This window comes from Methanoculleus horonobensis (assembly GCF_001602375.1).
GTDB classification, from domain to species: domain Archaea; phylum Halobacteriota; class Methanomicrobia; order Methanomicrobiales; family Methanoculleaceae; genus Methanoculleus; species Methanoculleus horonobensis.
In genome coordinates, this window is sequence record NZ_BCNY01000015.1 from 807,760 (window position 1) to 832,094 (window position 24,335).

Annotated in this window: 28 protein-coding genes; 21 read left to right on the forward strand and 7 right to left on the reverse strand. The window is 62.1% G+C overall.

The window, feature by feature from the left end; genetic code table 11:
* The first annotated feature begins 9 nt into the window (after positions 1-9).
* From MCUHO_RS11785 to MCUHO_RS13175, 11 genes are all read left to right on the forward strand, one after another.
* Positions 10-1,203 carry an ABC transporter permease gene (locus MCUHO_RS11785; protein WP_067078582.1) on the forward strand — a complete coding sequence of 398 codons (1,194 nt, stop codon included), beginning with the start codon at positions 10-12 and terminating at the stop codon, positions 1,201-1,203.
* A gap of 240 nt (positions 1,204-1,443) precedes the next feature.
* Positions 1,444-2,613, forward strand: coding sequence for a hypothetical protein (locus tag MCUHO_RS11790; protein WP_235808264.1), 1,170 nt, complete (start codon positions 1,444-1,446; stop codon positions 2,611-2,613).
* Positions 2,614-2,667: 54 nt separating this feature from the next.
* A complete protein-coding gene (locus MCUHO_RS11795) occupies positions 2,668-2,943 on the forward strand; it encodes a MarC family protein (RefSeq protein WP_235808265.1) in 276 nt (91 codons plus the stop codon).
* Positions 2,940-3,905: a phosphatase PAP2 family protein gene (locus tag MCUHO_RS11800; protein ID WP_067078587.1), complete on the forward strand. Its 966-nt coding sequence runs from the start codon at positions 2,940-2,942 to the stop codon at positions 3,903-3,905. Before MCUHO_RS11795 ends, MCUHO_RS11800 begins: the two co-directional genes overlap by 4 nt.
* Before the next feature lie 37 nt (positions 3,906-3,942).
* Entirely contained in the window at positions 3,943-4,554 is a 612-nt protein-coding gene (locus MCUHO_RS11805) for a hypothetical protein (RefSeq protein WP_067078589.1), read from the forward strand.
* Between the two features lie 47 nt (positions 4,555-4,601).
* Positions 4,602-5,060, forward strand: coding sequence for an NfeD family protein (locus MCUHO_RS11810; RefSeq protein WP_067078591.1), 459 nt, complete (start codon positions 4,602-4,604; stop codon positions 5,058-5,060).
* A gap of 1 nt (position 5,061) precedes the next feature.
* Entirely contained in the window at positions 5,062-6,153 is a 1,092-nt protein-coding gene (locus MCUHO_RS11815) for an SPFH domain-containing protein (RefSeq protein ID WP_067078594.1), read from the forward strand.
* A gap of 279 nt (positions 6,154-6,432) precedes the next feature.
* Positions 6,433-7,692 (forward strand): ABC transporter substrate-binding protein, encoded by a 1,260-nt coding sequence (locus tag MCUHO_RS11820; RefSeq protein WP_067078597.1) that lies wholly within the window; start codon positions 6,433-6,435, stop codon positions 7,690-7,692.
* 242 nt (positions 7,693-7,934) lie between these two features.
* Positions 7,935-8,951 carry a DNA-methyltransferase gene (locus tag MCUHO_RS11825; protein WP_084386007.1) on the forward strand — a complete coding sequence of 339 codons (1,017 nt, stop codon included), beginning with the start codon at positions 7,935-7,937 and terminating at the stop codon, positions 8,949-8,951.
* 13 nt (positions 8,952-8,964) lie between these two features.
* The gene (locus MCUHO_RS12930; RefSeq protein ID WP_067078599.1) at positions 8,965-9,309 is read left to right on the forward strand and encodes a PaeR7I family type II restriction endonuclease; all 345 of its coding nucleotides are present in this window, start codon (positions 8,965-8,967) and stop codon (positions 9,307-9,309) included.
* A complete protein-coding gene (locus tag MCUHO_RS13175; protein WP_394328833.1) occupies positions 9,258-9,731 on the forward strand; it encodes a PaeR7I family type II restriction endonuclease in 474 nt (157 codons plus the stop codon). Before MCUHO_RS12930 ends, MCUHO_RS13175 begins: the two co-directional genes overlap by 52 nt.
* Positions 9,732-9,823: 92 nt before the next feature.
* On the opposite strand, the gene MCUHO_RS11840 is transcribed toward MCUHO_RS13175, so the two are convergent.
* Positions 9,824-11,155, reverse strand: a complete 1,332-nt coding sequence (locus tag MCUHO_RS11840) for a site-2 protease family protein (RefSeq protein ID WP_067078602.1) — start codon at positions 11,153-11,155, stop codon at positions 9,824-9,826.
* Positions 11,156-11,192: 37 nt separating this feature from the next.
* Positions 11,193-11,822 carry a ribonuclease HII gene (gene rnhB / locus MCUHO_RS11845; RefSeq protein ID WP_067078605.1) on the reverse strand — a complete coding sequence of 210 codons (630 nt, stop codon included), beginning with the start codon at positions 11,820-11,822 and terminating at the stop codon, positions 11,193-11,195.
* A gap of 53 nt (positions 11,823-11,875) precedes the next feature.
* On the opposite strand from rnhB, the gene MCUHO_RS11850 reads away from it, so the two are divergent.
* A complete protein-coding gene (locus MCUHO_RS11850; RefSeq protein WP_067078607.1) occupies positions 11,876-12,541 on the forward strand; it encodes a potassium channel family protein in 666 nt (221 codons plus the stop codon).
* Here MCUHO_RS11850 and MCUHO_RS11855 read toward each other — a convergent pair.
* Both MCUHO_RS11855 and MCUHO_RS11860 read right to left on the reverse strand, forming a co-directional pair.
* Positions 12,533-13,729: an NAD(P)/FAD-dependent oxidoreductase gene (locus tag MCUHO_RS11855; protein WP_067078610.1), complete on the reverse strand. Its 1,197-nt coding sequence runs from the start codon at positions 13,727-13,729 to the stop codon at positions 12,533-12,535. The two genes, MCUHO_RS11850 and MCUHO_RS11855, sit on opposite strands and share 9 nt — an antisense overlap.
* The gene (locus tag MCUHO_RS11860) at positions 13,719-13,895 is read right to left on the reverse strand and encodes a 4Fe-4S binding protein (RefSeq protein WP_048104707.1); all 177 of its coding nucleotides are present in this window, start codon (positions 13,893-13,895) and stop codon (positions 13,719-13,721) included. Before MCUHO_RS11860 ends, MCUHO_RS11855 begins: the two co-directional genes overlap by 11 nt.
* Positions 13,896-14,084: 189 nt before the next feature.
* Between MCUHO_RS11860 and cbiT the strand changes: the two genes are divergently transcribed.
* The 9 genes from cbiT (at position 14,085) to MCUHO_RS11905 (ending at position 21,528) form a co-directional block, all read left to right on the forward strand.
* Positions 14,085-14,615: a precorrin-6Y C5,15-methyltransferase (decarboxylating) subunit CbiT gene (cbiT, locus tag MCUHO_RS11865; protein WP_067078613.1), complete on the forward strand. Its 531-nt coding sequence runs from the start codon at positions 14,085-14,087 to the stop codon at positions 14,613-14,615.
* Positions 14,606-15,223 (forward strand): cobalt-factor II C(20)-methyltransferase, encoded by a 618-nt coding sequence (locus tag MCUHO_RS11870; RefSeq protein WP_067078615.1) that lies wholly within the window; start codon positions 14,606-14,608, stop codon positions 15,221-15,223. Before cbiT ends, MCUHO_RS11870 begins: the two co-directional genes overlap by 10 nt.
* Entirely contained in the window at positions 15,216-15,932 is a 717-nt protein-coding gene (locus MCUHO_RS11875; RefSeq protein ID WP_067078617.1) for a cobalt-precorrin-4/precorrin-4 C(11)-methyltransferase, read from the forward strand. Before MCUHO_RS11870 ends, MCUHO_RS11875 begins: the two co-directional genes overlap by 8 nt.
* Positions 15,929-16,801, forward strand: coding sequence for a cobalt-precorrin 5A hydrolase (gene cbiG / locus MCUHO_RS11880; RefSeq protein ID WP_067078619.1), 873 nt, complete (start codon positions 15,929-15,931; stop codon positions 16,799-16,801). Before MCUHO_RS11875 ends, cbiG begins: the two co-directional genes overlap by 4 nt.
* Positions 16,770-17,564 (forward strand): precorrin-3B C(17)-methyltransferase, encoded by a 795-nt coding sequence (gene cobJ, locus MCUHO_RS11885; RefSeq protein WP_067078622.1) that lies wholly within the window; start codon positions 16,770-16,772, stop codon positions 17,562-17,564. The genes cbiG and cobJ overlap by 32 nt, the downstream gene beginning before the upstream one ends.
* A complete protein-coding gene (locus MCUHO_RS11890) occupies positions 17,509-18,192 on the forward strand; it encodes a precorrin-8X methylmutase (protein ID WP_394328828.1) in 684 nt (227 codons plus the stop codon). Before cobJ ends, MCUHO_RS11890 begins: the two co-directional genes overlap by 56 nt.
* Positions 18,173-19,186 (forward strand): cobalt-precorrin-5B (C(1))-methyltransferase, encoded by a 1,014-nt coding sequence (locus MCUHO_RS11895; protein WP_067078915.1) that lies wholly within the window; start codon positions 18,173-18,175, stop codon positions 19,184-19,186. Before MCUHO_RS11890 ends, MCUHO_RS11895 begins: the two co-directional genes overlap by 20 nt.
* Positions 19,183-19,755 (forward strand): cobalt-precorrin-7 (C(5))-methyltransferase, encoded by a 573-nt coding sequence (locus tag MCUHO_RS11900; protein WP_067078624.1) that lies wholly within the window; start codon positions 19,183-19,185, stop codon positions 19,753-19,755. The genes MCUHO_RS11895 and MCUHO_RS11900 overlap by 4 nt, the downstream gene beginning before the upstream one ends.
* A 312-nt stretch (positions 19,756-20,067) precedes the next feature.
* Entirely contained in the window at positions 20,068-21,528 is a 1,461-nt protein-coding gene (locus MCUHO_RS11905) for an ATP-binding protein (RefSeq protein ID WP_067078627.1), read from the forward strand.
* Between the two features lie 305 nt (positions 21,529-21,833).
* Here the strand turns inward: MCUHO_RS11905 and MCUHO_RS11910 are convergent, their stop codons facing one another.
* From MCUHO_RS11910 to MCUHO_RS11920, 3 genes are all read right to left on the reverse strand, one after another.
* On the reverse strand, positions 21,834-22,148 hold the full coding sequence (locus MCUHO_RS11910) for a transposase (RefSeq protein WP_067078629.1): 315 nt from the start codon (positions 22,146-22,148) through the stop codon (positions 21,834-21,836).
* A 25-nt stretch (positions 22,149-22,173) separates the two neighbouring features.
* Positions 22,174-23,121: a DNA adenine methylase gene (locus MCUHO_RS11915; RefSeq protein ID WP_067078632.1), complete on the reverse strand. Its 948-nt coding sequence runs from the start codon at positions 23,119-23,121 to the stop codon at positions 22,174-22,176.
* Positions 23,122-23,205: 84 nt separating this feature from the next.
* Complete coding sequence (locus MCUHO_RS11920) at positions 23,206-24,198, reverse strand: DNA-methyltransferase (protein ID WP_067078635.1); 993 nt, start codon at positions 24,196-24,198, stop codon at positions 23,206-23,208.
* Positions 24,199-24,335: the final 137 nt, after the last annotated feature.

A 24,335-nucleotide genomic window follows, 5' to 3' on the forward strand; every position in this document is an offset into this window, starting at 1 on the left:
CGGCCGGGCATGATCTTCATCGAGCTCGCGGTCAGGAATCTCAGGCGGCACAAAGTCCGTTCGGTTCTCGCAACGGTCGGCATCATCATCGGTGTCGTCGCCATCGCCTCCCTCGGCATCATGGGCAGCAGTCTCTCGACGCTTGTCGGGGGCATGGTCTCGGACGTGAGCGACACCGTTCTCGTCACCCCCCACCTCGCGGCATCGAGCGGCGACCCGTTCGATCCCCGAAACACCCTTGCCGCACGCATCTCCGAGAGGAACGTGGGGCTGGTAGAGAAGGCCGCCGGACAGCACCGCGTCGTCCCCATGATCGTCGCGTCCGATCGGCTTCGGGTACGGGATACGAGCGGCTACGCAACGATATACGCCATGCCTGCGGCCGATATCCCCTTCCTGCTCGAGCTGGAGGCGGGCCTCTACCCCCAGGGAAGATCTTCGGGGGTGATGGTGGGCTCGCTCCTTGCCGATGAGTTCGACCTCCATCCGGGGAGCCGCATCGAGGTCGGGGGCGAGAGCGTCCGCGTCATGGGGGTCGCGGCGGAGCGGGGGATGGGCATCGACATCAACCCCGATTACGCCATCATCGTCACGGAGGACTGGTACACGGAGCGGCACGGGGCGCAGGACTACAGCCGGGTCGTCGTGAAGGTCAGCGATCTCTCCGCTATCGAGGATGTCAAGGCCTCCATCGACCAGCAGATCAACCGCAGGAAGGAGGTCGTGGACATCCTCGACTCACGCGAGATCCTGGAGATCTACTACGAGACGATTGACGCCATGAACGTCTTCCTCCTCGGTATCGGCGGGGTATCGCTCCTCGTCGCGAGCGTGAGCATCTTGAACGTCATGATCATATCGGTCACGGAGCGGACGGCGGAGATCGGGCTGATGCGGAGCATCGGGGCGCGAAGACGGGAGGTTCTCCGGATGTTCCTCTACGAGAGCCTGATCCTCGGGGCCATGGGGAGCATCGTCGGCGGCACCATCAGCGCGGTGGTCGCCTACTACGCCTCTGCCTCCGTAGGAGACCTCTTCGCCGATTTTGCCGTCTCGGGAGAGGCCGGCATCCCCGTCTCCGTGGTGATCGGCTACGTCACCTTTGCGATGGCGTTCGGCATCGGGACAAGTGTCGTCGCCGGGTTCTACCCCTCGTGGAAGGCGGCGCAGTTGAACCCCATCGAAGCGCTCCGCTACGAGTGACGAGTTCCCCCGGGGGAGGGAGGAGGCCGCCCCACGGCACTGCCCCCCTGGAAGCCGTCGCGAGGCCGGGGGTGGCGAAGCCCCTTCCGGGGTGAGACCATGCGTAATTTCATAGCCCTGGAGACCGGAAACTCTATGAGCACTTATAGGATGATAGAGTTCTCTGTCAGGAAGTGCTCTGACCTCCATCGGGTCCTCAATACGATAACAATACCCGGCTGTGTGAAACGAATGTTGCAAATGATTACGTGGCTCGACAAAAACTTCAGCTCGCTCCAGCCGACGCGGGCGATCATCATGAGAGCGCTGCGCCACCTGCGCCCTGCGGATCGAAAAAAGCTCTTCTCCGAAGACATCCCCGAGATGCGGACCGCCGAAGGGCGGTGGTTCGAGGCGATCGTTTATGAGATGATCCTCGATCTCTCCCGGCAGACCAACCTCATCCGCTCCGTCGTGGCCCGGGGTGCCGACGGGCCCGCCAAAGTCCGGCGTGCGCAACTCGGTCAGAACGGACTCTTCTACTCGAACATCGGGGATATCAAAGTCCGGGGAAACGGCCAGGATCTCGCCGAGGTCGATCTCGTGCTCGTCGACCATACCGGAGCACTGACGTTCGGGGAGATCATCACGTCTCCTGCCGACTTAAAAGAGTTCGAGGCGGAGATCCGCTACAAAAAACAACTCTTCGGCTATCTCTACGGGCAGCCGACCGTGCCGTTCCTTCTCATCTCCTCGGTCGATATCTCCCGGACGGCCGTCGTCCGCCGCCTCCTCAAGGAACCCGACAACGTCCTCCTCACCACCCCGACCTGCGAGGACTTAAAGGCCCTTATCCGGCAGCGAGACCTGAAACGAGGTCCTACCGGCCGGGTAAAGCATGAGAGGCTGGTATCCATCAAGGACATTCCGCCCCGCCGGCCGTTCGACTACAAGAAATTGCACGACGAACGGCTGCAGAGCATAATCTCCACCGTCACCTCGAAGAAAGGCGTCGTGGAACTCGGTACCCCGGACGAGATCCCGCCGATCGTGAAGAAGGTTCTCTTCGGAGGACTCTACCCCTCCGCCGTCCGGATGCTCGATGCCCGATACCCCATCCGCATCAAGGGAAAGACCTACGACCCGGATACGATTCAGAAACAGTTCTCGAAGGTCATTCTCGCCGTGAACATCCCGGAGTACCGGCCGATCATCTATCTCCGGGCCCGGAACAAGAAGGAGTACCTCAAGATGGTGCCGAACAAGACTGGCGGGTTCAAGTTCGAGAGCCGGCGGACGCCTCATATGGCAGGCTTCTTCCTCTGGCTCGAGTCCGTTCAGCCGTCGCTCGGGGCCGAGTTGACGCGGGAACTCCTCGATGCGTTCCCCACGATTCATGTCCCGGATGCGATCGCGGACGGGAAACCGTAAGATACGTATGCCGGCCCCAGGTGACCTCATGAACTCGGACGGCGGTGATCCGGAATGAGCCCGGTGGCGGAGATCGCCGGGTTCGTGGGGATTGCCCTGGTCGCTGTCTTCCTCGGGATCGCCGCGGCTCTCGGGGTCTCGTACGTCGGGATGCTCTACGGCCCCCGCATATTCGCCTTCATCGGGGAAGGAGGGCTCAGGGTCGTTCCGAAACTGATGGCGGTCATCGTTCTTGCGATAGCCATCCAGTTCATCATCCGCGGAATCGCGGAGGCGATGCCCCAGCTGCTGGCGAATGTCGAGTTCGGTGGGGATGCGGGTACGGAATGACGGATGTTCAGATCGCTCTCATCCAGGCGCTCCAGGCCCACGCGGCGTGGCTCGAAGTGCCGATGCTCGCCTTCTCGTTCCTCGGGGAGCCGGAGTTCTACCTGCTCGTCATTGCGGCCCTCTACTGGTGCTGGGACACGCGCCTCGGGCTTCGTCTGGCCCTCCTGATGGGGATCACCGGCGGGGTCAACGAGGCCCTCAAGGTCGCGTTCCACCTTCCCCGCCCCTACTGGGTCTGTCCGGAGATCAGGGCGCTTGGAAGTCATCCGTCGTTCGGGCTGCCGTCGGCGCACGCCCAGGGGTCGGCGTCGTTCTGGGGACTGCTCGCCGCCGACGTCCGGTGGAAGTGGTTCACCGTCTTCGCCGTCGGAATGGCCTTTCTCATCGGCGCATCAAGGATCTTCCTCGGGGTTCACTTCCCGACCGATGTTCTTGCGGGCTGGGCGATCGGCGCCGCCGTCCTCCTGGGGTTCCTTGCTCTCGAGAGGCCGGTAGGCCGCCGGATCGCCGCCCTCCCCCTCTCAGGGCAGGTGCTTGCCGCATTCATAGGATCGCTTGCCCTGGGGCTGGCCTCGTTTGGTGCTCTCGCGGCCCTCGGGGACTGGGAGGTCCCCGCCTCCTGGGCGGCGGGGGCGCTCGAGCAGTCCGGGGAGGCGATCCACCCGCTCGATCTCCTGGACGCGGTCATGGCCTCGGGCCTCTTCTTCGGGTTCGCGGCCGGTGCGGCGGCAGACCGCCATCCGGGGAGCATCTGCGCCGAAGGGAAGGGATCGGTCCGGCTGTTTCGCTACGTCTTCGGGCTCGCCGTGGCCGGGGCGATCTGGTACGGGCTCGGGCTTCTTTCCCCGCAGGGTGCCGTTCCCGCCGCCTACCTCTTCCAGTACCTCCGGGCCGCCGTCGCCGGTGCCTGGGTCTCGTTCGGCGCCCCGGCGTTCTTCGCCCGGTATTGCCCGGGCGCGTAACGCAGGAGTATATATCCCCTGCAGGCGAGGATCCAGTATGGATTCGGCGGACGGTGGTTTCACGGTGCTCGAAGGTCTCATCCTCTGCATCGTGGCGGTCCTGCTTGCCGTGCTTGCGGCCCACGCCCTGAACGCTCCCCCCGGCCATCCGGCGGGCTTCGTCTACTCCGCCCTCGAGGAGACCGGGGGATGCCTGATGGTCTCCGGCGATGTTTACGGCTACGCGCTCGGCGGCGGAACCGTCGACGGCGTCGCCCTCGTCTGCGACCGGCCCGACCTATCACGGATGGGATCGGTCTCCTGCAGCATCCGCCTCTTCGTCGGCGATATGGGGAGCGTCGATATCGGCCGCGCCGTGGTCGAGGTCGCCACCCCCGAAGGAACCGAGCGCCTCGATAGAACTGCCGGAGCGCCGGTATCGCCCGGGAACTGGACGATCGTCCGGATGGGGCACACGATCCCGTTTCTGCAGGCGGACGACGACACGCTCCTCGAGCCTGGAGAGCAGTTCGACCTGGTCATCTATCCCTCCCGGCCGTTTGCGCCCGGCGAGAGGTTCCTGATCCGCATCGCCCCGCCCGGCGGCGTTCCGCTCACGATGGAGCGGGTCGTGCCGCCCCGGATCACGCCGGTGATGGATCTCGGCTGAAAACACCCTTCAGCAGACTTTTATAGCCGAAAGCCGACTCACTCTCTATGCTTGCAGAGGGGATCGCTCTCGGCTGGATTCTGATCGTGCTCGGGGCGGTGCTGCTCCTGGTGGAGGTCTACCAGCCCGGTTTCTTCATCGCCGTCCCCGCGACGGTGATGGTCATTCTCGGGGTTCTCCTCCTCCTCGGCGTCGACATCCTCACGTCCCCCTGGGGCCTCGTCGTCGGGGTCCTGGCGGCAATCGTGGCGGCCTCGGTCACCGTGTGGCTCTACGGCCGCCTCACGCCCGGTCAGGAACCGCCGACGACCCTCTCCCGCGACTCGCTCGTCGGTCTCGAGGGAACGGTGGTCGTCCCGGTCGATCCGGAGACGCTCGTGGGGAAGGTGCGGCTCGGGAGCATGGAGTGGAGCGCCCGATCTGAATCGGGAGAGATCCCGGTCGGGAGAAAAGTTATCGTCGTTCGCTCCGAAGGGGTGCACGTCGTCGTGAAGGAGGTAGTTTAAGATGCTTTTTACTGGAGAGGGCCCGTTGACCGGGCTCATCACGGTCTTTCTTATCATCGTCATCATCATCATCTTCGCCCGTGGCGTGGTGATCGTACAGCCGTACGAGCAGGGACTTCAGATCCGCCTGGGACGCTACATCGGGAGGATGAACCCCGGCTTTCGGTGGGTCGTCCCGCTGATTACGGTAGTCAAGAAACTCGACCTCCGGACAGAGGTGATGGACGTCCCGCGGCAGGAGGTGATCACGAAGGACAACTCCCCGACGAACGTCGACGCGATCGTCTATGTCCGAATAATCGATCCCGAGAAGGCCTACTTCGAGGTGATGAACTACCGGTCGGCGACGGTGGCGCTGGCGCAGACGAGTCTCCGCGGGATCATCGGCGACATGGAACTCGACGAGGTCCTCTACAACCGGGACATCATCAACGCCCGCCTCAGGGATATTCTGGACCGTGAGACCGATGCCTGGGGCGTCAAAGTCGAGCGAGTGGAGATCAAGGAGGTCGACCCGGTGGGTGCGGTCAAGCAGGCGATGACCGAGCAGACCGCGGCCGAGCGTGAGCGGCGTGCGGCGATCCTCCGTGCGGACGGCGAGAAGCGGGCGGCGATCCTCAAGGCGGAGGGGAGCCGGCAGAGCATCATCCTGGAGGCCGAGGGCGAGCGGCAGAGCAAGATCCTGCGGGCCGAGGGTGAACGGCTATCGAAGATCCTGCAGGCGCAGGGCGAGGCGCAGGGGCTGCGCATCCTCTCGGTCGGCGCCCGGCCGCTTGATAAGCGGGCGATCACGGTCCTCTCCCTCGACGCCTTGAAGAAGATGGCCGAGGGCCAGGCGACGAAGATCATATTCCCCTTCGAGCTCTCGAGCATTGTGAAGCAGGCCGCGGAGTACCTCGGCGCCACGACCGAGGCACCCGAAGTTCCGGAAGGAGGAGAACTGCCCCCGGAGGATATCCTCGGGGAGATCCCGGGACGGGATGTGGTCAGAACCGCTGAGGAGGCGGTAAAGAGCATCGATACCGATATCGGCGTGGAGATGCAGAAGAAGTCGCGGGACCTGATCAGCAAGGGAGACCAGGAGGAACTGTGAGGCTTCGCACCTTCGGCCCGTCGCCCTCCCGGCCGCTCTCGGCCGGATCTCACCTTTTTTCACTGGCCTGAACCGTCCCGGTTACAGTCCACGATACCGTCTGCCTCCCTGTCGGAGCAGGCTTATCGGAACGCTTTTTCTGGCGAAAGAGCACCTCCTGAGCTCCTGTCCGGAGCAGGAGATGCCTGGTGGGGGGTTGATTCCTGTAAATCTCCTGTACCCCTCCTGATACAGAAACGAAACGGTTATTCCCGTTATCGTGAAGTAAATTGTATGAGAATGGTCTCATCAGCATTCGTGCTTATCATCCTCGCGGCGATCGTCTTCGTTTGCGGGTGCACCGGAACAGAGACCGGTCCCGGACAGCAGGGCGGGGCGGTGCAGGATATCGTCGTCGGCGCCCTTCTGCCGCTTTCCGGCGATTACGCCGGGGGCGGGGAGGCGAGCCGGGTCGCCCTCGAGGTGGCGGCCGGGGAGATCAACGACTACTTTGTCTCGATCGGATCGGACTACCGTGTCGGAATCATCATCGAGGACACGAAGGCCGATCCTGCAACAGCGCTCGCGAAACTCCAGACGCTCGAAGGTCAGGGGGCTACGGTTGTTATCGGGCCCAGTACCAGCGCCGAACTTGAGGCGATCCGGACGTATGCCGACGATCACGGGATCCTGATCGTCAGCACCATGAGCACGGCGCCGTCGCTTGCGATTGCGGGCGACAACGTCTACCGGTTCGTGCCGCCGGACACCTACCGGGCCGACGTCATGGCATACTACCTGAGGGAGCAGGGAGTAACGGCGATTGTACCGGTCTGGCGCGGCGACGTCTGGGGCGACGAACTGGAGAAACTGACGGCGGCGGCGTTTGCGAGGAGGGGCGGAAAAGTACTCGACGGCGTCCGGTACACGCCGGATCTGGAGGGGTATGACGCGATTGCGGCGGATCTCGATGCCCGGGTGGCCGGGGCGGTCGCGGCGCACGGGAAAGAGCGGGTCGCCGTCTACCTGGTCAGCCTCGACGAGGCGGACAGGATGATGGAGGCGGCTCTCGCGACAGAGAACCTGCCGAAGGTCCGGTGGTACGGGTGCGACGGCAATGTCCTCCTCGACTCGCTTGCGACAGGAGAGCCCGCCCGCTTCGCGGAGCAGACGAAGTTCACCTGTCCGGCGCTCTGGAACCAGAAGAGCGTCGCGTCGAACACGGCCACCATCCAGAAGATGCGGGAACTCCTCGGGAGACATCCCGACGGTTACGGCCTCGCGACCTACGATGCCCTCTGGATCGTCACCATGGCCAGGACACAGACCGGCACCGCGGACGTCGCCATGCTGAAGACCGCGCTTGAGAAGACCGCAGGGGAGTCCGGCGGCCCCCTCTTCGGGCCGGCGCACCTGAACGGTGCCGGCGACCGATCGAACGCGCACTACACCTTCTGGACGGTGAATGCCGACGGCGATGCCTACCGGTGGGTGCCGATCGTCCAGTACGGTATCGCGTCGGCCGGCGCCACCCCGGAACTCGAGTGGGTCGGCGCCTGAATGCCGGGGCACTCCCCCGGTTCTTTTCTTTAGCATCGTGCCGGTTCAGTTTCATCCCCCGCACGGCGCACTTTAATGGTCGAAGCGGAAAACATGACGGTGCAGGTGTGAAGTTGCCCTCGTGGCGACGGGAACCGCCCATGAGCGAACGTGATGGTGTTCACGTCGTGCCCGCAAAACTACTGGGGAGGAACTTCGGTGCGGTTATGTAATAAGGGATATTAATCATAGAAACAGTGGCCATGAGTTCAAGACCATTTCATCCGCCGGGAACGTTCCCCGTTGTTGCCGAGAGACAGTTTTTTATCAATAAGACCGGGCAGGATCAGCCGCTGGAGGACTACGTGCCGGCCGAGATCTTTGAAGTGGTCAGGACTGATGGGCAGCGGGCCATCCCGAAGATAGCAAAGGATCTCTCACTGATAAAAGAGATCGAGGCCATCTCCGGCAACCTGCCGACGAACCACCGTTTTGTAAATGCGGATAGCCGCGAGCTTGCATTTCTTCCCGATGAGAGTGTTCACCTGGTCGTGACGTCGCCTCCCTACTGGACTCTGAAAAAATATCCCGATAAGGACGAGCAACTCGGGCAGATTGAGGACTACGAGACCTTTTTAGAGGAACTTGACAGGGTCTGGAGGCATATCTACCGGGTTCTCGTTCCGGGGGGCCGTCTGGTCATCGTTGTCGGGGATGTCTGCCTCCCCCGGCGGGAGGCCGGGCGCCATGTTGTCATGCCCCTCCACGCGAGCATCCAGGAGCACTGCCGGAAGATTGGTTTTGACAATCTGGCGCCGATCATCTGGTACAAGATCGCCAATGCCTGCTTTGAGGCAGATTCGCCTGGGTCGTTTCTGGGTAAACCCTACGAACCCAACGGGATCGTCAAGAACGATATCGAATACATCCTATTCCAGAGAAAGCCCGGCGGGTACCGGAAGCCCTCGCTCGAGGCACGGCTGCTCTCGGTCATATCCGAGGAGAACCAGAAGGCATGGTTCCGGCAGGTCTGGGATCTCAAAGGAGCATCGACAAAAGAGCACCCTGCACCATATCCCCAGGAACTCGCCGAGAGGCTTGTGCGGATGTTTTCTTTCGTGGGCGACACCGTTCTCGACCCATTCGGTGGTACCGGGACAACTGCCCTCGCCGCAGCACGGTGGGGTCGAAACAGTATCAGCGTCGAGATAGAAGAAAAATACTTTGTCATGGAGGTTGAACGGTTTACTCATCAGGCAAAACAGTCCCGGTTGTTCTGATTGAGGTAGATTCATGGTAAGCAAGAGAATTCTCCGGAAACTTTCTCGGGAGGACTATTTTTCCAGTGCGGTGCAGTACTTCTGGGATAAGAGAGCATCACAGGCGAAAGATCAGAATGACCGTGGTGTAAGAGATCAGGGCTTTCGTTCGGAGGCGACGGGCGGAAAGCATATGGATGGATTCTTCTCGCTGATCCGAAGTCTGCTCGTGGATATCGGAGTTCCCGAGGATGATATCTGCACGCAGAAGAGATCGCTCGATCTTCCAGGATACTTCCGTGCTGAAAACAGTGGGATCTTATCGTCATCAAGCACTATCCCGACGGGAAGAGGGAACTTGTTGCCGTCCTTGAACTGAAATCCCAGAAGGGGCCTTCGTTCGGGAACAACATCAATAACCGGACCGAGGAGGTTTTAGGGAGCGCATACGATCTCTGGACTGCCTACCGCGAGGGAGCGTTCAGGACATCTCCCTCTCCCTGGTTAGGGTATATGCTGCTGCTTGAGGATTGCGAGGGGTCTCGAAGGAGCGTGAGGAACAATGAACCGCACTTTGAGGTATTTCCGGAGTTTAAGGGCGCTTCTTACATCGAACGCTATCGACAGACCTGTCTCAGGCTGGTGCGCGAAAGAGTCTATTCCGAGGTCTGCTACTTGCTTGCGAAGGAAGAGGATAGGGCGAAACCACGGAACTATTCCGAACCAGACGAGATTTTATCGGGATACCGGTTCCTGCGCTCCCTGTGTTCCCACCTGAGCAACTTTTACGAGATCGCGTAACGCTGTCTCTGACCCGTTGCCGTCAGCGGATCGGTTGCGGTCGCGTCAGCACCCGGAGTCATTGATCGGAGAGCGCACGAAGATGGGGGTCTCTACCCCATCGCCAGCACGAACCGTAGCGCCGCGACGATCATCGGCATCGTGATGAGGAGGATCAGCAGCACCGTCACGAATCCGCTGATCGAGGCGACGACCCGCTGTGCGTACTGCGACCAGCCCCGCCGCTCGAAGAACCGTTCCACGCCTTCCTTCATCATGTAGCCGCCGTCGAGCGGGACGATCGGTATGGCGTTGAACATCCCGACCAGCAGGTTGAACCACCCCGTCCAGAAGAGGAGGTGAACCGTGCCCCAGAAGAGGGGGAACGGCTCTTCCCAGGCCATCTGCTCGGGGGTGTCGGTGAGCAGGATCCCGAGCTGCTGGGTGTTGCCCTGGATGAAGGCGTCGATCGGGGCTATCGTCAGGTAGAGCGGCGCAAGAAGCCCGAGATCCGCGATCTTCCCGATATGCTCCTTCACGGCAGGTGCGCTGTAGTAGTAGACCCCCATGAACCCGGAGTCCCGGTCGCCGTCGAGCTCTTCCGGCCACCCGGAGAGGGTGAGCGTATACGTGCTCTCGACCCCGTCTTTTGTTGCCGTCAGCGTGACCGTCTCTCCCGACCGCGTCCCGTCCATGATCGCCGCAATCTCTTCCTGGCTTGCCACGGGAACGCCGTTTATGCTCGTGATGACCGAGTAGCCGGGAAGTCCCGCGTCGGCCGCGGGGTAGTCCTGGTAGACTCCCTGGACGAGCGGGACGGCAAGGGGCGTCGCCATCCCGAAGAGAAGGAACATCGCCGCAAAGCACGCGAGCCCGAAGACGATGTTGTTCGTGATCCCGGCGCCGAACATCCGGATCTTCGGCATCCCCTTCGCAGCTTCCACGTCCTCCTCATCGGGCTCGACGAACGCCCCTATCGGGACGACGGCGATGAGGAGGCCCATGCTTTTTACCCGCATATCCTCGACCCGGGCAAGGATGGCGTGGCCGAACTCGTGGATGACGATTGTCAGGAGGAGGCCGAGGAAGACGGCCGCGGTGATCGGGATCGCCTGGTTGACGCCCGGTATCGCGAGGAGGTTTCTCGGGTCGTAGATCCCGGTCGGCTCCGGGGTGTGAACCAGAAGCTGGGGCACCGCGACGAGCAGGGCGAGTGTCATGAAGGCCGAGACCACGACGACCAGCAAGACCCCGAGCGTCGCATACGCCCGGAGTATCGTCCTGAACTTCTGGAACCAGTCGAAGAAACCGACCCGCTCGGTCTTGATGGCGAGGATCGGGCCGAAGAACATGACGTGATCCTTGAACAGCCCTCGTTCGCGGATGTAGTAGGCTATCAGGAGGTATGCCGCAACGAGGAGAAGGAGTATCTGGAGCCAGTTCATCACTCAGGGTTAGGGCGCGCGAGGCATAAATTCTTGGTCAGGCGAAATCCTGCATCGTCGTCTGGCAGAGGTTCGTCACTGTCTTCCAGCTCCGGCGGGCGCAGGGCGGCGGGCTCCCGTGAGAGCGGATGTAGCCCCGGAGGAACTCGATGGTCACCGGGTCGGAGGGGTAACCGCTCCCGAGCGTACCATACTGCCCCTCGAGTTCCCGGATCGCCCGGTCGCGGGTGACTTTCGCGACGACGCTTGCCGCGCCGACGATCTTGTGCCGGGCGTCGGCGTGGTGCTCGGCGACGATCTCGCAGGGGAAGTCGAGGAGCCCCGCCACCGTCCGCCCGTAGCGCTCCGCGTTCACGTCGCAGGCGTCCACGTAGGCGTACTCCGGCTGGAGCCCCCTGATCGCTTCGGCGTGAAGCTCGGCCACGCAGGTGTTCATGCTCATCCTGCTCCGGGCATCGTCGATCCCGGCGGCATCGATGGTGACGATCGCTATCGAAAAGTCGCGGAAGAGAACCTCGTAGAGTGCCTCGCGCTGTTTCGGCCGGAGCACCTTCGAGTCCCGTATGGGAAGTGCCGCAAGATCCTCGATCTCGCGGCACCCGATGGCGGCAACTACCATCGGGCCGAGAACCGAGCCCTTCCCTGCTTCGTCCACCCCGCAGATCACACAAGGTGGTTTATTCGCAAGGTATTTCAATGCTGACGGTTGAATCCAGATGGATGTACACGATCATCATCGGCCTTGGCGGAATCGGCCGGAACCTGACTGCGATCGCCGTGAACGCCGGCGACTCCGTGGTGGTGATCGACCAGGACGAGGAGCGCGCGAGCGATATTCTGGAGCACTACGACGTTCTCGCCATCACCGGGAACGCAACCGACAAATCGGTGCTCGAGGACGCGGGGATCGACCGGGCCGATGCGCTGGTCGCCACGACGAGCGACGACGCCGTGAACCTGATGACCTGCTGGCTCGCGAAACGCTACGAGGTCGGCAACGTCGTCTCGATCGTCAACCAGAAAGAGCACTCCGACCTCTTCAACGAGGTCGGCGTCCGGATCAGCGAGAATCCCGACGAACTGGTGGCGACCCGTCTCTACTACTGGGCGAAGAGCCCGAACCTCCAGCAGGTCGCCTCGATCCCCGGCGGCACCATCTTCGAGATCGTCGCCGACGAGGGCGCTCCCATCGTCGATCACGAGATCCGCGAACTCGAAGTCCGGGACTTCGTCTTCATCGCCATCCGGCGTGCCGGGGGCGATCTCATCATCCCGAGCGGCACCGTCCGTATCCGGCCGGGCGACGTCATCACGGTCTTCACGAAAAAAGAGGCGGAAGCGGAGACCTTAAAGACCCTCAACAAGCAGTTAATACGCTCAGGATAGCGTATCTTTCAGCGCTTTGAGTTCGAGGAGCAGTTTCGGGTTCCGCTTGATCAGTTCCTTGACGAGAGCCAGGACCGAGAACTCATCGAAGCTGATGCTTGCGATCGAGTCCGCGAGGGTGTTGAGTTTTGTATCGTCGAGCGTGACGAAGTACTCTTTGACCTTGTAGTTCCGCTCGATGGTCGCACCCATCTTCGATGCCCGCCACTCCGCGTCGTAGGGCCTCAGGGCCTCCTTCGAGCAGTTGCCCGCCTCGATGCATCTTGAGGCAACCTGGGCCGCGAGCCGTCCCGTGTACATGGCGTTCCCTATCCCGCCGCCGGTGATGGGATCGACGACCCTCGCCGCGTCGCCGGCGACGAGAAGGCCGTCCCCGACCGTGCAGGGAAGCGGTCGGCAGACGGGAACCCCGCCGACGATCATCTCGATCGTCTTTCCATCGGGGAAGTTCTTTGCGACGAATCGGTCCAGGTAGTCCTTTGCCCGGGCACCGTCGTGGCTCTTTCTTCCGGTGATCCCGATCCCGACGTTCGCCGTCCGGTCGCCCTTCGGGAAGACCCAGAGGTAGCCTTCGGGCGCGATCTCGTTGCCCAGGTAGAAGTCGGTGCAGCCCGCGCCGATATCGATATCCGTCATCACGTACTGAGCGCAGCTCATCATCTCGCGGAGAGGAACCGTGGTGTCGAGACCTGCCCGGCGGGCGAACTGCGCCTCCGTGCCGTCTGCGGCGATGACGACCTCGGCCCGGATATCTGCCGGCGTCCCGGCAGAGAGCACCTTCGCGCCCCGGACTGCTCCGTTCTCCATGATCGGCTCGGTCGCCCGGGTCTTGACGATGACGTCCGCCCCGGCCTCGGCCGCCTGCCAGACGAGCTCCCGGTCAAAGACCTTCCGGTCCAGGACGTAGCCGACCTCGTTCCCCGCCCGGGCCTGATCGAGGCAGATGGCGGTGCCGTTCGGGGCGATGATCCGGGCACTCTCGATATCGGCGGAGATCCAGCGGGGATCGGGCCTGATGAACTCTTTCAGGAGTTCTTTGCCGATTCCCTCCGCGCACCGGACGGGCGTGCCGATGGCAGGACGCTTCTCGACGATGCAGACCGAGTTTCCGGCTTCTGCTGCCGTCCTCGCCGCAAGAGCGCCGGCGGGACCGCCCCCGATGATGAGGATATCGTACTTACTCTTCATGGACGACCTCCAGTGCTCCGAGCGGGCACGCCCGTGCGCAGATACCGCAGGCGATGCACTCCCGCTCAAGGCTGAGGTAGGCGTCGATCAGCTCGAGCGCATCCTCGGGACAGACTGCGACGCAGGTGCCGCAGTATCCACACTTGTCTCGGTTTATCCTGAGCATTGTACACATAATGTCTTTTGTCTTGCAAAAACCTTTATGCTCCTTGCTTGAGTTGCAGCACCAGAGTCTCTCTTTCTGATGCCGGATCGGTGGCCGATCATTGCGGGCCGCCCTGACCCCGGCGATGAGGCGGCCCACTACGCTATTTAATAGATGTTAACACAAATTTATCCGGGTAACGTGAACGCTATGGGATTGAGGGGTGGACCAACACAGGACGAGGTCATGGCCGTCTCGCTCGCAAAACTCGGCATCCGTCCGGGCGACCGGGTGGTTGATATCGGGTGCGGGACGGGGAAGATCTCCGTCGCTCTCTCGGAGACGGCGGAGCGGGTCTACGCGATCGACCGCCGATCGGAGGCGATCGCGTATGCCCGGGCCGAGGCGGCTCGCGCCGGCAGGGGCAACATCGAGTTCTTCGAGGGCGACGCGGCGGAGATCCTCCCGGGGCTGGACCGTCTCGACGCCGCCTTCGTCGGCGGATCGCGCCGCCTGCCGGAGGTTCTCGATCTCCTCGCCGACCGGGTGCGGGGAAAGATCGTCGTGAACGCGGTGATGGTCGGGACGCTTCATGAGGCGATAGAAAGCATGCAGCGCCTCGGGATCTTCGTCGAGGCTGTCCACCTCCAGGTCTCGCGGTCGGCCGGGATCGCCGGCGGGACGATGTTCAAACCGATCAATCCCGTCTACATCGTCGTCGGGGGTGCCGGATGCTCGTAGGCGTGGGGCTCGGGCCCGGCGACCGGGAACTCCTGACCCTGCGGGCGGTCAGGCTCCTTGGCGAAGCCGCAGCGGTCTTTGTCCCCGGAAACCTTGCCTATGATCTGGTGAAGCCCTACCGGCCCGATGCTGTCGTCCTCAACTTCCCGATGACGAGCGACGAGGATTACATCCGAAGGTGCATGGAAGAGAACGCCGACCGGATTGCGCCGCACGCAGAGGATGGGCTTACCGTATTCGGGATCATCGGCGACCCGAACTTCTACTCGACCTTCTCGCGGCTCTGCGAGGTGATCGCGGAGCGCTATCCCGGGATAACGTTTGCAACCGAGCCCGGGATCAGTTCCATCACCGCGTTCGCCTCGGTCGCAAACGTCCCGGTTTCCGGCGGGTTTCTTGTCTCGGACGGGAACGGGCCGGAATCAAGGATCTTCATGAAAGTCAGGAAGCCGGCGGCGCTCGCGGCCTCCCTCTCGGAGGAGGGCTACTCGGAGTTCGTCCTCGTCGAGCGGATGTTCATGCCGGAGCAGCGGGTCTACCGGGGGGTTGATCTCCCTGAAAAAAGCGACTACTTCTCGATCCTCTTTGCGAGGCGGCCGCATGCATAAGTTTTACATCGTGGGCGCGGGGCCGGGGGCGCCCGATCTCATCACCGTCCGGGGGATGGATCTCCTCCGGCGGGCGGACGTCCTCATCTACGCGGGTTCGCTCGTGAACCCGGCGCTTGTCGCGGAGTCGGGAGCCGGCGTGAGACTCGACAGCTGGGGGATGACCCTTGACGAGATCGTCGATGCCGTCGAAGAAAACGTCCGGGCCGGCAAACTCGTCGTCCGGCTCCACTCCGGCGATCCGGCGCTCTACGGCGCGATCGTCGAGCAGATGACGGAACTCGAGCGGCGCGGGATCGAGGCCGAGATCGTCCCGGGGGTCTCGTCGCTCTTCGCGGCCGCTGCGGCCTTGAAGACCCAGTTCACCCTCCGCGACGTCTCCGAGAGCCTGATCGTCACCCGCCCGGCGGGGGCGACGCTTGAGGCCGACCTGATCCCCGAGTTCTCCCGGCTCGGGCAGACGATGGTGGTCTTCCTCGGAACCGAGCGGATGGAAGAGGTTCTCGCCCGGGTGGAGTGCCCGCCCGATACCCCGGCGGCGGTCGTCTACCACGCTTCGTGGCCCGACCAGAAGATCGTCTTAGGGACGGTTGCCGACATTGCGTCAAAGGCCCGGGCGGCCGGGATCGAGCGGACGGCGCTGATCGTCATCGGGCGAGTGGTGGACCCGGCTACGTCCGGGTTCGGGAGGTCGGTTCTCTACTCATGACCGGGACTGTCGTGATCGCGCTCGAACGGTTCCTCCCCGACGCCCGCCGGATCGCGGACGCTCTCGGTGCCGACGTCCTTCCCTACGGCCGGGACGTCTTCCGGACGGCGTTTGCCGGCTACGGCCGGATCGTCGCCCTGATGTCGGCCGGGATCGCCGTCCGGGGGATCGCGCCCCTCCTCACCGACAAGTGGCGCGACCCGGCGGTGGTGGTGATCGGGCCGGACCTCCGCTACGCCGTCCCGGTCGTCGGCGGGCACCACGGCGGAAACGACCTTGCCCGGGAACTCGCTGCTCTCGGGATTGAAGCGGTGATCACGACCGCGACCGAGACCCGGGGCCGGGAGTCGGTCGAGGGGATCGCCGCCCGGAGAGGCTGCGATGTCGTGAACCGCGACTCCACCCGGGCGGTGAACGCCGCGATGCTGGACGCCGATCTGCCCCTCTACGCCGTCACCGGCCCCGGGATCGTCGTCGCGGGCCCGGCCGTCTCCCTCCTCGTCCGGGAGGGGGAGTACGTCGTCGGCGTCGGGTGCAGAAAGGACGCCGACGCGGCCGAGGTTGAAGAAGCCGTCCAGCGGGCGCTTCGTGAGGCCGGGATCCGCCCGGAAGAGGTGCTCGTCTACGCGACGACCATGAAGAAGCGCAACGAGACGGGGCTCATTGACGCCGTCGCGGAACTCGGCGGCAATCTTGTCTTTTTAGACGACGGGACATTGAACGCACAGGAGGCTCCGTCGCCCTCGCGTGCCTCCCTCATAGGGCTCGCCGGGGTCGCGGAACCCGCGGCTCTCGCGATCGCGAAGCGCAAAGTTCTGGTTCTTGTCAAACAGACGTATGGTGGTGTCACTGTTGCAATCGCGCGATAATGGAGGAAGGCTGTACATCGTCGGCACCGGCCCCGGTGACCTGCTGCAGATGACGCCCCGCGCCTTAAAAGCCCTCGGCGAGGCGGACTGCGTCGTCGGCAACGGGTTCTACCTTGATCTCGTCGAGCCGATGCTCGCCGGGAAAGAGGTCGTCCGGAGCAGCATGGGCAAGGAGGTCGACCGGGCGGCAAAGGCGCTCGACCTCGCGCGCGACCGGGTCGTCGCGATGGTGAGCGGCGGCGACGCCGGGGTCTACGGGATGGCGAGCATCGTCCTCGAGGTGGCCGAACGGTCGGGCTCGACGGTCGCGGTCGAGGTCGTCCCCGGGATCACGGCAGCGGTCTCGGCGGCGGCACGGCTCGGTTCGCCGCTCTCGGGCGACTACGTCACGATGAGCCTCTCGGATCTCCTGACCCCCTGGGAGGAGATCGAGCGGAGGCTCGACCTCGCGTTCCGGATGCGGGTGCCGGTCGTCCTCTACAACCCCCGTTCAAGGGGAAGGCCGCACAACCTTGATGCAGCGGTCGCGATCGCCCGCCGCCACCTCCCGGAGACGACGCCGGTCGGGGTGATCAAGAACGCCTACCGGAAGGGTGAAGAGCGGCTGATCACGACGCTTGGAGAGTTCATAGACCACTTCGCCTTCGTGGACATGCATTCGATCGTTTTTATCGGCGGAGAAGAGACCAGGATCTGGAGGGATGAGCATGGTGCGAGAGGAATCGTCACGCCCCGGGGATACCACCGGAAGTACGTATACTGACCTCGCGGCGGTCACGCCGGAGGCCTACGCGATAGCGAGCGCGAGCCGGAACCTGGCCCGGGAACGGGTGGGGAACGTCACCCTCGAAGACCGGATCCGGCAGCGGTGCTCGGTGGCGGTCGGCGACTTTGCGATGGCCGATCTCATGCGCTTTTCCGGCGACCCGGTCGAGGCCGGGGTTGCCGCGCTTGCCCGCCGGGCACCGATTATCGTCGATATCCGGATGGTGCAGGCGGGCATCCTGAAACGCGGGCATGCAAGCGAGGTCGTCTGCGCCCTCGACTACGGCGAGGATATCGCCCGCGAGCGCGGGATCACCCGGACGTCGGCGGGATTTCTCGCCCTGCGCGACCGTCTTGAAGGGGCGGTCGTGGTGATCGGGAACGCTCCTTCAGCGCTTCTCGTCGTCTGCGAGATGATCCGCGAAGGGGTCCGGCCGGCGCTGGTCGTTGGAACCCCGGTGGGGTTCGTGAACGCCGCGGAGTCGAAGGGGATACTACGCACCATCGACGTGCCGTCGGTCTCGAACGCCGGCACCCGGGGCGGGACGCCGGTCGCGGTAGCGGCGATGAACGAGATCATCACGATTCATGCCGAGCGTGAAGGTCATGCGGGACCCGGTTACTGACTTCGAGTATCCCGGGGCATGGGTGGCGGCCTGCCGCTCCCCGGAACTTCTCGACGACGTCCGGAGAGGGCTTGCGGTTCTGACCGCATCGGGAACTGTCCTCCGCCGGGGGTTCACGACCGGGACGACTGCGGCCGCGGCCTGCAAGGCTGCGGTTCTCTCGCTCGTCCTCGACACCGTCCGGGAGGTGGACGTCACCCTCCCCTGCGGCATCACGGTCCTGCTCCCGGTCGACGGCTACCGCGGGCAGGCATCCTGCCGGAAGGACGCCGGCGACTACACCACCGACGTAACGGGGGGGCTTGAGTTCGTCGCGATGGCGACCCCCTCCCTCTCGGGCGGTGTCCAGTTCGTCCCCGGCGAGGGCATCGGGAGCTTCGCCCGCGACACCCCCCGTCACCGGCAGGGAACGCCCGCGATCAGTGATCCGGCGCTCGACTGCATCCGGCGTGCTATCGATGAGGCGGTGGAGGAGGCGGACCTATCCGGGACGACGGTCATCCTGACGATCCCCCGGGGGGCGGAGGTGGCACAGAAGACGCTGAATCCCCGGGTAGGGGTGCACGGGGGAATATCCGTCCTCGGGACGACCGGGTTCGTGGAGCCCTGGGACGATCACGTGACGGAGGGGGTGATCGACCGGATCGCCCACGCTCCCGGGGCGATCGTGCTGACGACCGGCAGGCTCGGCCTGCGCTACTCCCGCCTCCTCTTCCCGGAGCACGAGGCGATCCTGATCGGGAACCGTCTCGCCGAAGCGCTCCCGGCGGTCGACGGCGACGCGGTCATCTGCGGGCTGCCCGGCCTGATCCTGAAGTTCATGAACCCCGATGTCCTCGAAGGCACCGGGTGCGCGACGGTGGAGGAACTCTCGGCGACCCCGCTCTGGGAGGAGACGGTCTGCCGGGAGATTGCAGCGTTTTGTGCCCGTTACCCCCGTATCAGGGTCGTGATCGTCGACCGCGACGGCCGGATCGTCGGTGAGTCGCCATGAAGATCGTCGGGGTGGGCTGCGGCCCCGGTCTGCTGACCGCGGAGGCGGCGAGGGTCATCGCGGGTGCGAAGCTCGTCTACGGCTCCGCACGGGCGATCGCGCTTGCCCGCGACGCCATCCCGCCGGGCTCTGAGGTGCACGAGATCGAGGATTACCAGAGCCTCCGCTCCCTCCCGGCCCATGCGGTCGTCCTCTCGACGGGCGACCCGATGCTTGCGGGGCTCGGCTACCTTCCGGGCGAGGTCGTCCCCGGGATCTCCTCGCTCCAGGTCGCGTTTGCCCGTCTGAAGGTTCCGCTGGCGCGGGCCGCGGTCGTCTCCGCCCACGGGAAGGATCACGCCCGGGCGATAACCGAGGCCCGGGAGGAGGTCGTCCGGGGGAAGGTCGTCTTCCTCGTCGCCGACCCGGCCTTCGACGTCGGGGTGCTCGCGGCCGCCCTCCCGGCGGAGACCCGGCTTGCCGTCTGCGAAGACCTCGGCTACCCGGCGGAGAGAATCGCCGTCGGGACGGCGGCAGAGTTCCCGGCGCCGCTGGGCGAACTCTATGTGGTGGTGGCGGGGGCGTTTTAGAGGGTGTCTCCAGCACCTTATCTCCAAGTCATCCCCCCTTAAGTGGCTGGTCGCAGACGAGCACTGTCCTATCTTCACTTAACGCCCCTCTTGCTGGTACAAACAGCAGATAAACCCGGATCCACTGGAGTGAGTTATTCGCAGGTTTCTTTTGACCTCGTTGGAGGAGGCCGAATTGCTCCTGAGAATATGAATAGACGAATCTTTTACCAGATATTAACCCGGGGAGATCAGCATCCGGGCAGGAGAGCGTCGCATCGATAGAGACGATAATTGCATAAGTATTTAGTTATTTATGATAATAGTGCTCTGATGTCTGTTGATGCTTTTTGGCGCGATTTCGTCGATAAAGTGAGGGCCGCGCCTGCTGAGACGGAATGGATTGAGTTTAAGTTGAGTTATGCGAATCCCCAAAGAATTGGCGAATATATTTCAGCTATAAGTAACTCTGCAAGTCTGAATGGGCAGAAAGCAGGCTATATTATCTGGGGGATAGATGATAAAACTCATGAGATCGTCGGAACAAATTTCCGACCAAGGATTTGCAAAGGAAAAGGTAACGAAGATCTGGAACCCTGGCTTCTCCGCGGTCTAAATCCCGCTGTAGATGTTAAAATTGTAGAATTAGGCTATGATGTTGGGTCTGTCGTTGTTTTCCAGGTAACCGCTGCCCGAAACCAGCCAGTTTGCTTTTACTCTAAAGCATATATCCGGATCGGCTCTACAACACACTCCTTATCGAAGTTTCCAGAAAAAGAGAGAAGAATCTGGCACATGGATAATACCATGCTTTTTGAAAATGATGTCGCATTACCAAACCTATCATCGGATGATGTTCTTGCAAAGATTAACTACCCTGCCGTTTTCGATCTGCTGAAACATCCTTTTCCAGATAATCGGGCAGGTATTTTGAATTTTCTTGAGAACGAGGGAATAATTGAACAGTGTGACTCAGCGTATGCTATCACGAATCTTGGGGCAGTCTTGTTTGCAAAAGATTTCCGCATGTTTCCCTCCCTTGAGCGAAAAGCGGTGCGGGTTGTATATTATAAGGGTAATGATCGTCTCCAGGCCCTTAAAGAGGATGTGTCCTATGAGGGATACGCTGTTACGTTCGAGGCACTAATTGACCGAATATGGGATCAATTGCCTGCAAATGAGGTCATTAAAGATGCACTTCGCGTAGAAGAGAAGATGTATCCAAAACTGGCCATCCGCGAGATTGTTGCGAATGCCTTGATCCACCAAGATTTCTTTATACGTGGAACAGGCCCGCTCGTCGAGATCTTTTCCTGCCGTATGGAAATAACCAATCCTGGGAAACCGCTGATCGAACCGATCAGATTTATCGACCATCCCCCACAATCTCGGAATGAGAAACTGGCCTCGCTGATGCGGAGGATGAACATCTGCGAAGAGCGGGGTTCGGGTATCGATCGTGCGATAGGAGAGGTCGAAGTATATCAACTTCCTGCTCCTGAATTTCAGGCTGAAAACGATTTTATGCGGGTAACCTTATTCTCACACCGCACGCTGAGTGGTATGGATCGGAAAGATCGGGTCAGAGCCTGCTATCAACATTGCTGCCTGCGTTACATCTGTCATGATTACATGACCAATACCTCTTTGAGGAAACGCCTGGGCATTAAGGACAGAAATTACTCGATAGCATCACGTATCATCAAAGATACAATTGATAGCGCCCTGATCAAAGTGTCAGATCCGGATAACAAATCACCACGGGATAGGAAATACGTCCCCTTCTGGGCTTGAAGTTTGCCCAGTGTGTACTATATACCACTTTCGTGACTGATATGTGATCCAGACGAATGTGATGAGACTGGCTTCGCGACACCTGTGCTTTGAATTCGAAAATCTATTAGAATCGCTCGAATCCTCGTATCATATGTATGTGACGGATATGTGATTGATGGATAATGGCCATCTGGCTTTGAATCGCGACGTTCCATCCGGAACGGAGCGTAAGAAGCCATCTCACTTCGAATCGCGAAGAACGCGAAGAGATCTGTGAAATACTGGACGTCGCGCTATTTCGCGGGTGGCTGGAGCTACATGCACTACACTGCGGAAGCCGCGAGATCCGCCGCGGCGCTCTCCTTCTTCCGAAACTCGTAGCCCGACCGGAGGAGATCGAGGAAGATCGCCTGGTACGCCCCCCGCCTGCAGAGTTCGAGGTGGTAGCGGTGCACCGTCGACTTTGTCCCGTACTTCGCCGGCACGTCGCTCCAGGCGCATCCGGTGGTGAGGACGTAGAGAACCCCGTTGAAGAGGTGTCGGGGGTCGCGCCTTGGTCTCCCGATATGGGGCTTCTGGGGCGGGAGGTGTCTACTGACGATCTCCCAGAGGTCGTCGTTGATCTCCCGAAACGTCATGAACGCTGCATACCGCGGTGAGACCTTATAGTTTTGGGACGGTTCGGGCTCCCGGGGATTCGTAGTTCATGACGATGATCTCGCGAACCTCTCCGCGTTTCGTCCCGTCGCAGTTGATTGCCCTTCTTGCCGGAACCCGGTCGATACGGTAGTTGGCGTAGAGGTCGTCGAAGAACCCGTCGTTCGGATCGACGTTTCTCGGATCGGAGTTGCTCAGCATCAGCCTCGCGCCCTTTGCGTCGCATTGTGCGTAGAATGCCCCAAGGCGCCTCTGCTCCTCATCCGAGAACCTGTTCTTCGAGTACTGCGTGAACGACGACGTCCGGTTCAGCGGCCGGTAGGGCGGGTCGAAGTAGACGAAGGTCTCCTCTGCGATATACGGCTCCGCCTGCGTGAAGTCGCCGAGATGGATGGTCGTGTTCCGGAACGCGAGCGAGTCGGCTAAAAGAACCTCTTCGTGCAGGATCTTCGGCGTTTTGTACCTGCCGAACGGGACGTTGAACCCGCCCCGGGAGTTCACCCGGTAGAGGCCGTTGAAGCCCGTCCTGTTGAGGAAGATGAACCGTCCCGCCCGTTCGATCCACGCGTCGCCGTACCCGGTAAAATCGATCTCTCTCTTCTCGCGGTTGAACGCGTCCCGGACGGCGTAGTAGTAGTCCTTCCGCCCGGCATCGTCTTTTGCGAGGAACTCGCTCTCGACGTCGCGGAGGTACTCGATGAGAGCGGAGACGTCGTTTTTTACGACGGTGTAGGCGAGGACGAGATCCTCGTTGATGTCGAAGAGGTGGCACTCCCTGAACGCAAACGTGCTGTTGAAGTGAAAGTAGACGGCTCCGCCGCCCATGAACGGTTCGACGAAGACCGGAAGGCTTCCCTCGGCGAGTTCCCGCGGAACCCGTGCAGTGAACGCATCGAGCAGTTGCGCCTTGCCGCCTGCCCACTTGAGGAACGGTCGTGCGGTGGGTGTTGCCATCGGTCTCTTCCGTCGTGGTGAATGCTGAAGGAAAGGTTGGTCTTGAAGGGCATTAGCGTTGTCCGTATCCGCCGGGTTCAGGGACTACCGCCTGTTCGAGCATCCTGATTGTTTCAGCATCTTCTCGATTGCCCACCGGCCCCGGCCGAGTTCTCCTCCCAGGATCTCGACCGCCCTCTTCTTCGTCTCGCCGGACTCGATGAGCGCGGCGAACCGGGAGACCAGGATCTCGCGGTCGGTCTCCGTCCAGGGCTTGCCCCGGTTCGCCGGCTCTCCGGTCTCCGGTCTCCTGAGCGTGGGAAGCAGGCAGCCCGGGAGGATATCCCGCAGTTCCGTGACCTTCAGGTCGAAGGCCTGCTCTGAGGCCTCGAACCCGGTCGCCCGCCGGTTGAGGCCGATAGCCGCCTTTGCCGTCGAAAAGCCGCCGAGAAACATGTCGCAGACGAGATCGCCCTCGTTGCTGCTGTACTGGAGCATCTTGACGAGCAGTTCCGTCGGCAGTTCGTTCTTGTTCTTCGCCTGCCCCGGTTTGTACTCGCGGTTGATGCACCAGACGTCTTCGCGGTCGCGATAGTTCAGCGACCCGTTCTTCGGCCCCCTCTCCCCGGCGCCATAGCGCGACTCCAGATTGAACGTCCGCTCGCCGCCGGGTTTCTCGTAGAAGAGGATGTGGTAGTGGGAGGAGACATACTTCCTGCTCGTGTAGACGCCGAAGTTGTAGCGCCATATGATATGGTTGACCTCGCGAAGGCGTGTTCCGCGCAGCGCGTGGAGGATGTGGTAGAGGTTCGTGTAGCCCGAGACGATGTAGATCGACCCGCCCGGCCTTAATATCCGTTCGGCTTCCCGGATCCAGTCTCTGCTGAACGTCCCGTAATCAGATGCGGCGACCTCGATATAGCCGTCGACGACGAACGCCTCGTCGCGGTTGTAGTGCTGGTGCAACCGGTCGCCGTTGATGCCGTAGGGGGGGTCGGTGACGATCAGGTCGACCGAGTCGTCGGGGATATGCGCTCTTGCCCCCGCGATGCAGTCGCCGTTGTAGAAGATGTTGCTGTTGACCTCCTCTAACCTCATGCTATTCCCTGCAGGCTGCAACGTATTCACGTTGGTCGTAGGAGCATAAGATACTCGTTATGGCCCTGCCCCTCTCCGCCCCGCCTACCGGGAGGTAGCATTAATACGATTAAAACAAACGAAAAACTGACTGCCAG